The organism is Providencia sp. PROV174, assembly GCF_028480685.1.
Classification (GTDB): domain Bacteria; phylum Pseudomonadota; class Gammaproteobacteria; order Enterobacterales; family Enterobacteriaceae; genus Providencia; species Providencia rettgeri.
The window spans coordinates 164,021-176,809 of sequence record NZ_JAMPOT010000005.1 but is presented as its reverse complement, the minus strand read 5'-3'; the positions used below and the strand labels follow the sequence as shown (position 1 = coordinate 176,809).

At 41.6% G+C, this 12,789-nt stretch carries 15 protein-coding genes; 9 read left to right on the top strand and 6 right to left on the bottom strand.

All coding sequences use genetic code 11. The annotated features are described in order from the left end of the window. The first annotated feature begins 80 nt into the window (after positions 1 to 80). Together PSE60_RS02975 and PSE60_RS02970 are read left to right on the top strand one after the other, a co-directional pair. Positions 81 to 470, top strand: a complete 390-nt coding sequence (locus tag PSE60_RS02975; protein WP_272664534.1) for a type II toxin-antitoxin system RelE/ParE family toxin — start codon at positions 81 to 83, stop codon at positions 468 to 470. Further along, on the top strand, positions 460 to 789 hold the full coding sequence (locus PSE60_RS02970) for a helix-turn-helix domain-containing protein (RefSeq protein WP_210835662.1): 330 nt from the start codon (positions 460 to 462) through the stop codon (positions 787 to 789). Before PSE60_RS02975 ends, PSE60_RS02970 begins: the two co-directional genes overlap by 11 nt. A 4-nt stretch (positions 790 to 793) precedes the next feature. On the opposite strand, the gene btsR is transcribed toward PSE60_RS02970, so the two are convergent. Continuing rightward, on the bottom strand, positions 794 to 1,510 hold the full coding sequence (gene btsR / locus PSE60_RS02965) for a two-component system response regulator BtsR (protein WP_210835660.1): 717 nt from the start codon (positions 1,508 to 1,510) through the stop codon (positions 794 to 796). Positions 1,511 to 1,529: 19 nt separating this feature from the next. Then, positions 1,530 to 3,215 carry a sensor histidine kinase gene (locus tag PSE60_RS02960; RefSeq protein ID WP_210835658.1) on the bottom strand — a complete coding sequence of 562 codons (1,686 nt, stop codon included), beginning with the start codon at positions 3,213 to 3,215 and terminating at the stop codon, positions 1,530 to 1,532. A gap of 556 nt (positions 3,216 to 3,771) precedes the next feature. On the opposite strand from PSE60_RS02960, the gene PSE60_RS02955 reads away from it, so the two are divergent. Genes PSE60_RS02955 through PSE60_RS02945 form a run of 3 tightly spaced genes read left to right on the top strand, consistent with a single transcriptional unit; the run spans position 3,772 to position 7,054 of the window. Next, positions 3,772 to 4,743: an HlyD family secretion protein gene (locus tag PSE60_RS02955; RefSeq protein ID WP_004907488.1), complete on the top strand. Its 972-nt coding sequence runs from the start codon at positions 3,772 to 3,774 to the stop codon at positions 4,741 to 4,743. Between the two features lie 11 nt (positions 4,744 to 4,754). Beyond that, positions 4,755 to 5,900 carry an ABC transporter permease gene (locus tag PSE60_RS02950; RefSeq protein ID WP_004907489.1) on the top strand — a complete coding sequence of 382 codons (1,146 nt, stop codon included), beginning with the start codon at positions 4,755 to 4,757 and terminating at the stop codon, positions 5,898 to 5,900. Next, positions 5,900 to 7,054 (top strand): ABC transporter permease, encoded by a 1,155-nt coding sequence (locus PSE60_RS02945; protein ID WP_004907491.1) that lies wholly within the window; start codon positions 5,900 to 5,902, stop codon positions 7,052 to 7,054. The genes PSE60_RS02950 and PSE60_RS02945 overlap by 1 nt, the downstream gene beginning before the upstream one ends. Before the next feature lie 284 nt (positions 7,055 to 7,338). On the opposite strand, the gene PSE60_RS02940 is transcribed toward PSE60_RS02945, so the two are convergent. After that, the gene (locus PSE60_RS02940; protein ID WP_272664533.1) at positions 7,339 to 8,214 is read right to left on the bottom strand and encodes a U32 family peptidase; all 876 of its coding nucleotides are present in this window, start codon (positions 8,212 to 8,214) and stop codon (positions 7,339 to 7,341) included. A 17-nt stretch (positions 8,215 to 8,231) separates the two neighbouring features. Then, positions 8,232 to 9,227 (bottom strand): ubiquinone anaerobic biosynthesis protein UbiU, encoded by a 996-nt coding sequence (gene ubiU / locus PSE60_RS02935; protein ID WP_210835653.1) that lies wholly within the window; start codon positions 9,225 to 9,227, stop codon positions 8,232 to 8,234. Between the two features lie 514 nt (positions 9,228 to 9,741). On the opposite strand from ubiU, the gene ubiT reads away from it, so the two are divergent. Further along, positions 9,742 to 10,266: a ubiquinone anaerobic biosynthesis accessory factor UbiT gene (gene ubiT / locus PSE60_RS02930; protein WP_272664567.1), complete on the top strand. Its 525-nt coding sequence runs from the start codon at positions 9,742 to 9,744 to the stop codon at positions 10,264 to 10,266. Then, entirely contained in the window at positions 10,260 to 10,763 is a 504-nt protein-coding gene (locus tag PSE60_RS02925; RefSeq protein WP_004907498.1) for a GNAT family N-acetyltransferase, read from the top strand. Before ubiT ends, PSE60_RS02925 begins: the two co-directional genes overlap by 7 nt. On the opposite strand, the gene PSE60_RS02920 is transcribed toward PSE60_RS02925, so the two are convergent. After that, positions 10,736 to 11,074 (bottom strand): GIY-YIG nuclease family protein, encoded by a 339-nt coding sequence (locus PSE60_RS02920; protein ID WP_210835651.1) that lies wholly within the window; start codon positions 11,072 to 11,074, stop codon positions 10,736 to 10,738. The genes PSE60_RS02925 and PSE60_RS02920 overlap by 28 nt on opposite strands. Before the next feature lie 270 nt (positions 11,075 to 11,344). Here PSE60_RS02920 and bhsA point away from each other — a divergent pair, with 270 nt between their 5' ends. Both bhsA and PSE60_RS02910 read left to right on the top strand, forming a co-directional pair. Then, the gene (gene bhsA, locus PSE60_RS02915) at positions 11,345 to 11,596 is read left to right on the top strand and encodes a multiple stress resistance protein BhsA (RefSeq protein ID WP_272664532.1); all 252 of its coding nucleotides are present in this window, start codon (positions 11,345 to 11,347) and stop codon (positions 11,594 to 11,596) included. A gap of 291 nt (positions 11,597 to 11,887) precedes the next feature. Beyond that, a complete protein-coding gene (locus tag PSE60_RS02910; RefSeq protein WP_272664531.1) occupies positions 11,888 to 12,325 on the top strand; it encodes a YhbP family protein in 438 nt (145 codons plus the stop codon). Here PSE60_RS02910 and nrdG read toward each other — a convergent pair. Further along, positions 12,322 to 12,786: an anaerobic ribonucleoside-triphosphate reductase-activating protein gene (gene nrdG / locus PSE60_RS02905; protein ID WP_210835642.1), complete on the bottom strand. Its 465-nt coding sequence runs from the start codon at positions 12,784 to 12,786 to the stop codon at positions 12,322 to 12,324. The two genes, PSE60_RS02910 and nrdG, sit on opposite strands and share 4 nt — an antisense overlap. Between the last annotated feature and the right edge of the window lie 3 nt (positions 12,787 to 12,789).

Sequence of the window (12,789 nt, the reverse complement as noted above, 5' to 3'; positions counted from 1 at the left end):
TATTGTTTAAATAATCGACTATATTGCTTCTTGGTATGGTGCTTGTTACTATAGTAACCGGTACTACATGGAGAGTAGTTGTGGCATTCTATAAAGTTTCATCATTCAAACGCAGTACTAAGAAAATAAAGATCACTAATCAACGCTTATTTGAAACAGCAAATGAGGTTTTACGAGGGATTTACGAGGCTGATTTAGGTTGTGGGGTGATTAAAAAAAGAATGGCAATTAATGGAAAAGGAAAAAGTGGAGGAATTAGAGTCATTATATTCTTCAAGATAAATCATCACCTTTTCTTCGTAGATGGGTGGGAAAAAAATAATATTAGTTCTAAAAAAGCGAAAGAAATTGAAGATGATGATTTAGAGGGATATAGACAGCTATCACGCCTTTTTTTGAGTTATACAGATGAAAAACTGTTTGAATTAATTTCTCATGGTATTTTAGAGGAGCTAACTGATGAGCAATAAATTAGAGAATATGCTTGAGCTGGCAAAAGAGTTACGCGAGGTTGATGCTGCACCAGAAAGTTTAGTTAATGATCTAGAAAAAAAAGTTAACGCTAGAAAACTAAATGAAAAAATAAAAGTTGTCCCAATGATGAGTGGCGCAAAAATTAAGCAGCTTAGAGCTCAATATGGTATGTCACAAGCGATGCTTGCATTAGCGCTTGGGATGTCGAAAGAAAGTGTTTCTAAGTGGGAGCGTGAAGAAAAAAAACCGAGTGGTCCCGCGTTAAGAATGTTACATCTTCTCGAATTACGCGGGCCAGAGATTTTAATTATTTAACTACTCAAACTAGCCCCAGTGCCTCTTTTAGTGGTTTGAGATAACGGCGGCTAACAGGGATATGTTCACCGGAACTGAGTACCAGTTCAGCTTGCCCACCATCACCAAACAAAATTTCGTTTAATTGGGTCATATTGACTAAATATTGGCGATGACAGCGCACTAAAGGTGTTCGAGTCTCTAATGTTCGCAGAGTGAGTTCTGTAAAACCTTCCAATCCTTGCGTACTCATCACATACACACCACTCATCCGCGACGTGGCATATAGCACTTCATCAAGTTTCATTAAATAAATACGGCTATGGCCAGTGCAAGGGATAAATTTTAGTGGCTCATTGTTACTTAACAGCTCTAGATTTTGTTTTTGCTTGCCTTGGCGTAAGCGGTTTAAGGTCTTTTCTAATCGCTCTGTTTCAAGGGGTTTTAACAAGTAATCAAAAGCATGTTCTTCAAAAGCCTGAATGGCAAATTCATTAAAAGCGGTAAGAAAGACAATATAAGGGCGGTCTTCTGGATCTAGCATGCGTACCATTTCTAAACCAGTTAGGCGTGGCATTTGAATATCCAAAAAGACCACATCAGGCTTCTTTTTATGGATGATGCCAATCGCTTCTATTGCATTGGCACATTCGCCAATAATTTCAATATCATCGTGTTCTTCGAGTAGGCAACGCACATTTTCCCGTGCAAGAGGTTCGTCATCAACAATCAATACATTCATAGAGGTAATTTAATCATTATTATGTTGTAGCCAAATAAGGCAGGCGAATTTTCATTCGGGTGAATTTTTCTGGCTCGTGTTCTACGCTGATGCCATATTGCTCACCATATTTTAAACGTAAGCGTCTATCGACTAGGCCCATCCCTAAGCCATCAGACTGTTTTGCAGGCTTATATAGGCCTGCGTTATCTTCTATTTCGATATACACATGTTCACTGCCGATATAACTACGTATTGTAATATAACCCGTTTCTAATAACTGTGAGGTGCCATGTTTAATTGCATTCTCAACCAGTGGTTGCAGGGTAAAAGCAGGGAGTTCAACCTGTTTGACTTCATCAGGGATCTCAATATGAATTTGTAAGCTTTCTTGAAAACGGGCTTTTTCTATTTGCAAATAGGCGTTGATATGTTCAATTTCTTCACCAAGCGTGGCATTTTGTTCAGGTCTTTTTAAGTTGTTGCGAAAAAAAGTTGAAATATATTGCACGAGCTGGCCTGCTTGCTGGCTATCTTTGCGGATCACGGCTTGCAGCGTGTTGAGCACATTGAACAAAAAGTGAGGATTTACTTGCGCGTGAAGTAGCTTAACCTCGGACTGCAACAATGATTGTTTGTTGCGTTCATATTGGCCCGCTAAAATTTGTGCAGAAAATAAACTGGCGATCCCTTCACCGAGGGTACGGTTTATGGAACTAAATAGGCTATTTTTCGCTTCATACAGTTTAATGGTACCAATGACTTTTTCGTTTTCTCCGCGTAATGGGATCACTAACGCAGAGCCGAGTTTACAGGTGGGGCTTAATGAACATTTATACGGGGTCTCATTGCCGTCGGCATAGACGACTTCATTATTCTCAATAGCTTGCCTTGATTGGCTTGACGAAATTGGTGTCCCGGGTCGATGGTGGTCAGCGCCAATGCCAATAAACGCGAGGATTTTTTCACGATCTGTAATAGCGACAGCACCAATTTCTAACTCTTGATAAATAATCTTAGCGACCTTCATGCTGTTGTCAGCATTAAAGCCTTTACGCAGAATCCCTTCAGTCGTTAAAGCAATTTTTAGCGCCTGAGCAGAGAATGCAGTCGTGTATTTTTCAACAATCGCACGGCGGTCGAGTAAAATTCGAATAAACATGGCTGCGCCAATAGTATTCGCGATCACCATCGGTGCAGCGATATTTTTAACGAGTTCGAGGGCTTCATCGAAAGGTTTTGCCAGCAATAAAATAATTAGCATCTGTATGATTTCAGCGACAAAAGTGACACAACTGGCAATCATTGGATTAAAAATTTTATTGATTTCGCCACGTTTCATAAAGTAACGATGAACTAACCCGCCAATCAACCCTTCAACAATTGTTGAGACCATACAGGCAAAGGCACTCATTCCCCCTAATGAATACCGATGCAGCCCGCCAGTGAAACCAACAGCAAAGCCCACTGCTGGGCCACCTAATAGGCCGCCAAGAACGGCTCCAATAGCACGAGTATTAGCAATAGAATCATTGATATGCAAACCAAAATAAGTACCGATAATGCAAAATACCGAGAAAATCAGGTAGCACATGACTTTATGTGGTAAGCGGATGGTTACCTTTAGAAGAGGGATAACTAATGGTGTCCGGCTAAGCGCCCAAGCAATAACGAGGTAGACACACATCTGCTGGAGTAGGAGTAATATTAAATCAAATTCGTACATGCTCGTCATACTTCACGTTGTGGGGGTGTTGGCTGCTTTCGCCTAATCGGGTCACATACTGATGTATGCTCCCCAAGATAGTCTCGCTTGCCGCCTACCCACATCGCGAATTATTTAGAGCATGGCTCGTCATGTTCACGTTGTGGGGCTTTCGTTTAAATGTAGTGCTTCGTTATCTCGCCCTAGTCACATACTGATGTATGCTCCCCAAGATAGTCTCGCTTGCCGCCTACCCACATCGCGAATTATTTAGAGCATTGGCTCGTTATGTTTCACGCTGTGGGATTCTTATTTGGGGTTGAGTTATTTACTATTGTTATCTATTTTTAGTATTTATTTGGCTAGTCATTATATCGTAAGTCATTGGCTAAGTAATCGGCATTTGAGAAAAGTACACTCATCATTATTTGACATAAGGTAGAAATCGCTCCAATATTAGTCAATGTCCTACCTTTTCGTGATCTTGCGCACGAATTTATTAACGCTGTATTTAACTTTCTTGTCATACTCTAGGGATGATAGTTTCCCCCGTTATTATTTAAGGTTCACATAAATAATGAAAAAAAGAACAATAGCACTGATTTTGCTGATGCTTATCTTAATCGCAGCAGCGGCACTTTTTCATTCCCATAACCAATATTTATTGTTACAGGGAGAGGTGGATGCACCTGAGGTCATCGTCACCTCGAAGGCAAAAGGACGAGTGATTGAACGCCACGTAGAGCGTGGCGATGATGTCAAACAAGGGCAATTACTGATAACCCTAGAGAGCCCAGAACTGCAAGCGCAATATGAAGCATCGAAATCCGCGAGAGACCAAGCAAAAGCGCAACTAGAACAATCCATGAATGGGACTCGTGTTGAAACCATCCGCGATTTACAAGCCTCATTATCACAAGCCAATTCTCAATATCAAAATGCATCTCGTGAATATGCTCGTTTGAGTAATTTGAAAGGTAAAGGGTATGTTTCCGCGAATGAACTTGATAATGCACGTAAAGCCAAAGATGTGGCTTTTTCGCAAGTGCAAAGTGCAAAAGCGCGTTTAGATGAGGGCTTACATGGTGACCGTATAGAGCAACGCCAACAATATGAAGCGGCATTACAACAAGCAGAGCATAAACTTGCTGAAATCCAAGTACAAATTGATGACTTGCAAGTAAAAGCCCCTGTAGATGGTGAGGTTGGCCCTATTCCCGCTGAAATAGGTGAGCTCTTCAATGCCGGTAGTCCTTTAATTTCATTAATTCGACTTCCTCAAGCTTATTTTGTCTATAACTTGCGAGAAGATATTTTAGTTGATGTGAAAAAAGGCGACAAAGTGCAGCTGGATGTCCCTGCCTTGGGAAACAAGTTGATTGAAGCTGAGGTTCGCTATATTGCACCGAAAGGTGACTATGCGACAAAACGAGCGACACGTGCAACCGGTGACTTCGATTTAAAAACATTTGAAATTCGTTTATACCCTGTAGAGCCGATTGAAGGGCTAAGGCCTGGTATGAGTGTGTTATGGCACTGGGATAAGTAAAAGGTGTTGCCATGAAATTTAAGTTCGCTTGGCACGGTTTTGAGCACGCCTTTAGCCGTGAAACCCAAATGGCTATTCGTAGCCCTGTTTTTCATTGGTTAAGTTGGCTGTTTCCATTAATGCTGTTTACGTTAGTTAGTGCTAACTTTTCAGAGGGGACATTGATGGATTTACCCGTTTCTGTGGTGGACAATAACCATAGCCCAGTTTCTCGGCAAATTATTCGTGACCTCGACGCTGGTCCACATGCGGATGTGAAAACCATTGATGACAATCTCAGTACATCATTAAAAAGACTCGGTAGTTCAAAGGATTACGCGTTATTGTATATTCCTCATAACTTCGAAGAAGATGTCTTACGGGGGCGTCAACCTGAGTTACGTATGTATTATAATGCGCTCTTCTATGCATCAGGCAGTTATGCGATTCAAGATTTTAGTGGGTTAGTGGCAGAGTTGAATGCGAAGTATCGCCAAGAAATGGCCAAGTCAATGGGAAAGGCGTTACCTCCGTTAGCCCAAGTGACACTTTCTTATGACAGTTTATTCAACCCGAGCGGTAGTTATATTTATTATCAACAGTTTGCCGCAACTATTCATATGCTGCAGCTATTTGTTGTTACAGCAACAATCTATACGATGTCACGAGGCTCTACCTTACAAAGCGTTAAGCCGTTTGTGATGGCGCTACTTGGGAAATTAGCCCCTTATACCTTATTTTTCAGTATATTACTTGCGGTAGAGATTGCGGCATTAGTCACTATTTTTGATGCTAAAGTGGTAGGAAATCCGTTGTATATGATTATATTAGGGTTTTTCTATGTCATAGCAGCGCAGAGTATTGGTTTATTGCTGTTTAGTTTTACCTCAAGTGCCATTATGGCGTATAGCTTGATAGGGATGCTGGTGAGTATCGCTTTGGCCTTTTCGGGTATGGCGGTACCGGAACTATCAATGATATTGCCTGCACAGATTATTTCGAATATTGAACCACTTACACATACATTGAATGCTATGTTTGATATTTTCTTGCGGGAAATTTCCTTTGCTCGCATTGTTCAAGTGTGTCTATTTTTATTGATTTACCCATTTGTCATTGGCTTTTTAATTCGTAAGCGTTTAGTCAAACGGTTAGAAAACCAAGGAGGGGTTGTCTGATGGCGATCTATTTTGCAACCTTCCGTAAAGTACTGCTGGGAATGCTGGAAAAACCGATGTGGCTATTATTGTTGGTTTCTCTGTGCGTCATGAGCTTAGTGTATGCAAAGCCGGTTCTTTGGGATTTACCTGTTGCTGTGATTGATATGGACCACAGCACAGCAAGCCGCGAGTTAATCCGTGACCTCGATGCGACACCGAAAGTGGAATTGCAAAGTTATGATAACCTTGCTCAAGCACGTCAGGACATGATTGCGAGAAAGCTATTTGCGATAATTATCATTCCAACGGATTTTCAACAACATTTACTGAGCGGTAAAAATATCACGGTGCCAGTGTATGGAGATGGAACCAACCGGCTAGCGAGTGGGCAAATTCAGCAAGAGTTATCAAAAGCCTACCAAACCTTGCTCAATGCTTATAACACCCAATTACTCACTAAAGCCGGTTATAGCCAAGAGCAGGCTAAAGTGATTATTACCCCTATCCGCAGTGAAACTGAGCCATTGTATAACCCAGGGATCAGCTTTGCAGCGATTGTTTTTCCTGGCTTATTGGTGATGTTATTGCAGCACTCCTTACTGATTGCCTGTGTACGAGTCAGCATCGCGGTGCGTTCTACACCTAAAGGAAAGCCACCATTAGCCGTTTATTTAGGGGCGTTATCAGCTTTAATTCCGATCTGGTTATTTTTATCTACTGTATTTTTCGCGCTTTGGCCATGGGTATTGGGCTACCGACAAGAAGCACCATTGTATGTGATTTGGATGTTCACGTTCCCATTCCTATTGGCTGTTTTAGGGCTTGGCAAGTTAGTAACGGAATGTTTGCGTAGTGTTGAAATGATTTACTTAACTTTGGCATTTATTACCACCCCGGTGTTTTATATGTCAGGCACGATTTGGCCACTACAGGCGATGCCGGATTGGGTGCGTATGATTGCTTCAGCATTGCCATCAACATGGGCGACGAATGCCATGGCAGGCCTTAATCAAATGGGCTTACCGTTTAGTGATGTGCTAATGGATATTGTGATGATGTTGATTCTAGGCGTTATTTACACGGTTATTGGTGTGTTTATTGGTATGCTAAGAGATGGTGAGTTACGTCATATTAGCCATATGTTTAACCGCTGGCGCAGGCATCGGCATTAACCGTCATTTTTGAGTAGGAAACCTATTGCTGAGTTAGGATCAACGGCTTTTGTTGTCATTTTTGCTTCTTGGCTTAAGGTTTCCCAGTCATCAGGAGGGGTCCCTGTACTTAACATTGAGGCAAAGACTTGATAGGCATCACGTATAGCCGCAGGGATAGTTGTTTGGCTGCATTCGGTAAGGCGGGACTTTGCACGTCAAGAAACGGTGCTTGGGTCTATATCAATCATTTTATTTACCTCATAACTACCTGAGGATAGACGGTTATGAGGTGGGTAATTGATTTAAGGTATCATCGACAATCCTGCAATTTGTCGCCAATAACCATTGCAGTTTTTATCTGAAATATTCAATGGAATATCCCCATTTTCATTCGCTTTAAATTGCTTGAATATCTCAAGGGACTCAATACCTTCAGGGGATATGCGTACAATATCCACAAGCTCATGCATTGAGTGCAGGTCATTGCCAAGGTTATAGCAAGCACCACTGAGCGTTTGGATGCCATTCAACGTGAACACCTGTTGATGTTCTTGAGAAAGCACCTGGCGCCCCTGTGGGTAGTTTATACAACAAGTTTCGCATTCGTCTTTTTGCTTATTTTCAGAGCGTGCAGTAAAGCAGCGTGCGGAATAGGCAAGTGGTAAGTGACCGTAGCTCATTACTTCAACATCAAATTTGCCACGAATACCGATGTCATCACACTGGTGGAGTAAGTTGATTAGCCAATCTCGGGAAAGCTCTACAGGCATACACCAGCGCACCATACCTTGGCGTAAGAGAATATTTAAGGTTTGTGCGTTATAGCAATTCAAACCGTGACCAGCGACAAAAGGAAGGTTTCTTTCGGCTAACATGTTGATCACACCAAAATCATGGGCTTCAACGAGAAACTCACCATTATCAACTAACTTGCTGATCTCTTTAAGTTCGGAAGGCGCTTGAAGAAGAGCAAGGGTGCTCAGAACAATTTGCTTGCCGCTCTTGGCGAGTTGTTGTGCGAGTTCTATCCAGTCATTGGGCTTCATTTCTCGGCGTTTACTACATACCGTCTCACCGAGATAAATAATATCAGCGTCACTTTGCATGGCGTGTTGATAAAAATCTTCCAGCGTTTGTTTTGGCCAGTAATAAAGAATAGATCCTAACGAGTACTGCATGATATTTACCTTTTAAATTACTGCCATTTACGATGATAGGCACCCAATGTGGTTTGGCTTCCTTCAGAAAGCCCGCCTAACGCTTTTAGCCATTTCGGGTCAGTGACAAAGCTGTTAGGGTTGGATTTGTAGCGGTCGATGGCTTGGCGCCAAATACGCGTTACTTCAGTCACGTAAGCAGGGCTGCGTTGGCGGCCTTCAATTTTGACCGAGGCAATATTAGCTGCCATCAGTTCAGGTAATAATTCAATGGTGTTGAGGCTGGTGGGCTCTTCAAGGACATGATATTTCTGTTCATCGACAAGATAACGTCCTTTGCATAGCGTTGGGTAGCCTGCATTTTCATCTTTTTGGTAACGGTCTATCAACACATTATTGAGGCGTGATTCCATTCCTTCCTCCGTTTGTTGCCAACGAACAAAACGGGCTGGAGAGCATGCGCCTACCGTATTTGGTGACTCACCTGTGAGATAAGAAGACAGATAGCAGCGCCCTTCAGCCATGATACATAAACTACCAAAAGCAAACACTTCCAGTGGGACAGGGCTATTTTTGGCTAACTGTTTTACTTGGTGAATAGATAGCACACGTGGAAGGACAACGCGGTGGACTTGGAAATTACGTTCATAGAAGCGGATGGCTTCAGTGTTGGTTGCTGAGGCTTGGACAGAAACGTGCCTTTCAATATGCGGGTATTTATTGGCAGCGTACTCTAACATGGCAATATCGGCTAAGATCAAGGCATCAGCACCGAGATCTGCAGCAAGATCGACGGAGTTTTGCCAACGTTCGTAACCATTAGGATGTGCAAATGTATTAATCGCAATATGTAATTTTCGTTTACGGTTATGGATATAACGCTCAGCTTCATGCAGTTTTTTTTCAGTAAAATTGAGCCCTGCGAAATGCCGTGCATTGGTATCATTTTTTAGTCCAATATAAACGGCATCAGCGCCGTTATCGACCGCCGCTTTTAAAGCGGGCAAATTCCCTGCGGGGCAGAGTAATTCCATTGTCCTATCCCTGTGTAAAATTTAACAGCTGATATTCTAGTCAACAGAACTGTTATAGATTTTGATTTAGAGCAGAGAAATTGTTAATGGATATCAGTATTCGTTAATTAAGGTCGATAGGGAAATAAGGGGGCTGGTGGGTAATAAAGCAACTTTACCAAATGAAAGAGGATAAGTTTTATAAATAGGGTATATGAATTATTTATGACTAATTTTTGATCGTTTATTGGAATGGATGAGTAATTAGGGATAATTTTTTATCAATGGGAAGTGAGAAATAAATATTGGCGGGATGGACAAAAATTGATATAGGATCAAGCCAATAATATCATTTTTTGGCAAGATAACTTATCGTGAGTCAAATGTTAGGTTAATGACTTCAATAAATGGGGTTATTAGCGTCGAAAATTTAATCGTCTAAATATGCAATATGTTACCCTAAATAATTCGAGCTGCTACTGCTGTTAAGTAGTTACACGAAAACGGGCAGACAATTACTATGGGAGTCAGTACTGTGTTAGGTAAAATTCGTTCTCAACTCATCACGAAAGGCCCTTCATTTTTGAAACTGCCTTTAAAAGTAACCCCATTCGCATTGCAGCGCCAAGTTCTCGAGCAATTGCTAAGCTGGCAATTTCGTGAATCAGTGAAGGAAGGGGAACTTGATTTTCTCGAAGACAAATGGCTAAAGGTTGAAGTTCGTGACTTAGCGTTAGTCTGGTTTATCAGTTTGCAAAGTGGCCAACTGTCCGTCAAACAGCATGCAGAGGCTGATGTTAGTGTGAGTGGTAATGCGAATGATCTAGTACTGATCGCCGCGCGTAAAGAAGACCCTGATACGCTCTTTTTCCAACGTAGGTTGGTGATTGAAGGGGATACAGAGCTTGGCCTCTATGTGAAAAACTTAATGGATGCCTTTGAACTCGAAAACATGCCAGCTCCGTTGCGTTTTGCTTTATTACAATTGGCAGATGTAATTAAAACCGTGCATGAGAGTGAGGACGTAGAGCATAAATCGCCTGCGTTAACTTCATGCTAATTCGAGTTGAAATCCCTGTCGACGCAATGGGTATTGATAAACTATTGCGTGAAACGTTTCCAACTGAAGCAGAAGCTAATCTTGTTCAACATTTACGTGAGGATGGCTTGCTAACTCTCGGGGTTGTGGCAACAAATGATGATGGTGAAGTGATTGGCTATGTTGGCTTCACGCCTGTCGACGTTAACGATGAAGACGTGCAATGGGTTGGTCTTGCACCATTAGCGGTAAATAAGGCGCATCAAGGCCAAGGGATTGCAGAAAAACTGGTCTATGAAGGGTTAGATAGCCTCAATGAGTTTGGTTATGGTGCGGTTGTTGTACTGGGAGATGAACGCTACTATTCGCGTTTCGGTTTTGAACCCGCAGCAAGCCACGGTATAAGCTGCCAATGGCCTGAACAACAAGCTCATTTTTTGGTTTGTGGCTTAGAGAATGGGGAAATTGGAGAACACCAAGGTTTGGTGACTTACTCTTCACACTTCAATAATTTATAGTTAGCTAAGTAGTTAACTAAGTCATCGGGCTGGTCTATGACCAGCCTTTCTTTTGTTTTTTTATTCAGTTGTTTAACTTGATATTCTATTTTCGACGCTGCTGAACGAGAACCAATAAAACACGAGAATGCCAATGTCAGTGGCATTTTTCCTTTCAATGCTTTTGCCCCTGTTCCTGCCTTATGTTGCTCAAAACGACGTTGCACATTGGTGGTGATACCACAATACAAGGCGTTATTTTTCGCTCTCACCAAGTAAAGATACCAGTCATTTTGTTTTAATTGGCTATTATTTAGTGTCGTTTTTATCATTCTGTGCTGATTTATAAGGGAAAAATATTAGGTGAACAACGAATATATTCGTTAAGTAAGATATTTATAACATATTAAAATTTAAATAAAAAATGATATGAAAGTGTCACAAATTTGTAACCTCAATCTAAGTTATGATTCAAATTATTTGAACAATTATAGCAAAATTAGCTAATTTTCTTTTCAAACTAAAGCGCATAATATGATCCATATCACAGAGGGACAGTAAAAATCCCAACTAAAAATCAAGTTTACAAGAAGGAATATACAATGAAAAAATCAACATTATTTGCTGCTGCTTTAGCTTTGGGTGTTGTATCATTCGGTTCAATGGCTGCTGAGGAAGTTCAACATACTAGTCAGCCAGCTGCGGGTTATGTCTCAGTAACAGGTGCAGTGAGTGTCAATGACCTGACCGCACAATTAGCCAAAAAAGCTGATGAAGCTGGTGCAACTTCATTCCGTGTGATTTCTGCTGGTGGTGAGAATTCTATGAGTGGTACTGCGGCTATCTATAAATAAATTTACTTGTCATACTTCGAGCCGTAGCGTCGTTGGCCGCGTTCATTCGCACTAGTCACATACTTATGTATGCTCCTAGCGCCTCGTTCACTTGCCGCCTAGCTACAACTCGAATTATTTAGAGTAAATACTCGAATTTAGTTGGCGTATAGGTCTAAAAATACTTAGGTTAATATTTCAGCTAGTTAGAGTATAGTAATAGCGAATTTACGCCTACGTTCAGAACAGTTTAAGCAAGCTTAGGGGAGTCCCCCAAAAGCTTGTTCTGAACGGGTTTATATGGAAACCGCTATGACGCCTGAACAAACTTTAAAACACATCCAACGCTATATTGCCCGCCAACACGTTTTCTCTCTTTTTACCCACCATCACAATGATATCTGGCCTGCCAGTTGTTACTATGCATTTGATGCGAAAACGATGTGCTTGATTTTAATGACAGACCCGAATTCAAGGCATGGGCAATTGATGGTGGCTAACCCGCAAGTTGCTGGCACAATATCAGCGCAGACCAAAGTCGTTAATGCAATACAAGGTATTCAATTTACAGGTGAAATTAAAATATTAAAAGGTGAGGAAGAACAGCTTGCCCGCGGTTTTTACTGCCGTCGTTTTCCTGTGGCATTAGCAGCGAAACTGCCTGTTTGGCAGCTTCACTTGCAGAATGTCAAAATGGTCGATAACAAGTTAGGTTTTGGTACCAAACTACATTGGGAATGCCAAATTTAACGCAATTTGTGGATCACTTGATTGGAGCTACCGCGCCAAATTAAGCGTGGGTCATGTAAATCCTGCTCAAATTTACCGTCAATTACGGTATTAACTAAACTCACCACTTTTTGTTGTTCAAGCGTCAAATCACTCAATATGTATCCTGTCCATAACCAAATATCCTTATCTGGGCAGACGGCTTTTACGCGTTTTACTAACTTGAGCACCGCAGGCAAATTGGCTGGGTGTAGCGGGTCTCCGCCGGAGAGGGAAAGCCCTTGCCGACGGATACGCGAGTCTTGCAAATCTTGGATAATTTGATCTTCCATTTCTTGGGTGAATGGCACGCCTGAATCTACTCGCCATGTACTTTGATTGTAACAACCACGGCATTGATGAACACACCCTGCTACAAACAGTGTACAGCGAGTTCCGGGGCCATTGACGACATCGACAGGATAATATTGGTGATAATTCATAGT

Excerpts from the sequence above, each read along its gene's own strand:
- PSE60_RS02910 (WP_272664531.1), top strand. The coding sequence starts at position 11,888 with ATGACGCCTGAACAAACTTTAAAACACATCCAACGCTATATTGCCCGC.
- ubiU (WP_210835653.1), bottom strand. The coding sequence starts at position 9,227 with ATGGAATTACTCTGCCCCGCAGGGAATTTGCCCGCTTTAAAAGCGGCG.
- PSE60_RS02960 (WP_210835658.1), bottom strand. The coding sequence starts at position 3,215 with ATGTACGAATTTGATTTAATATTACTCCTACTCCAGCAGATGTGTGTC.
- nrdG (WP_210835642.1), bottom strand. The coding sequence starts at position 12,786 with ATGAATTATCACCAATATTATCCTGTCGATGTCGTCAATGGCCCCGGA.
- PSE60_RS02920 (WP_210835651.1), bottom strand. The coding sequence starts at position 11,074 with ATGATAAAAACGACACTAAATAATAGCCAATTAAAACAAAATGACTGG.
- btsR (WP_210835660.1), bottom strand. The coding sequence starts at position 1,510 with ATGAATGTATTGATTGTTGATGACGAACCTCTTGCACGGGAAAATGTG.
- PSE60_RS02950 (WP_004907489.1), top strand. The coding sequence starts at position 4,755 with ATGAAATTTAAGTTCGCTTGGCACGGTTTTGAGCACGCCTTTAGCCGT.
- PSE60_RS02940 (WP_272664533.1), bottom strand. The coding sequence starts at position 8,214 with ATGCAGTACTCGTTAGGATCTATTCTTTATTACTGGCCAAAACAAACG.
- PSE60_RS02955 (WP_004907488.1), top strand. The coding sequence starts at position 3,772 with ATGAAAAAAAGAACAATAGCACTGATTTTGCTGATGCTTATCTTAATC.
- bhsA (WP_272664532.1), top strand. The coding sequence starts at position 11,345 with ATGAAAAAATCAACATTATTTGCTGCTGCTTTAGCTTTGGGTGTTGTA.
- PSE60_RS02945 (WP_004907491.1), top strand. The coding sequence starts at position 5,900 with ATGGCGATCTATTTTGCAACCTTCCGTAAAGTACTGCTGGGAATGCTG.
- PSE60_RS02925 (WP_004907498.1), top strand. The coding sequence starts at position 10,260 with ATGCTAATTCGAGTTGAAATCCCTGTCGACGCAATGGGTATTGATAAA.
- PSE60_RS02970 (WP_210835662.1), top strand. The coding sequence starts at position 460 with ATGAGCAATAAATTAGAGAATATGCTTGAGCTGGCAAAAGAGTTACGC.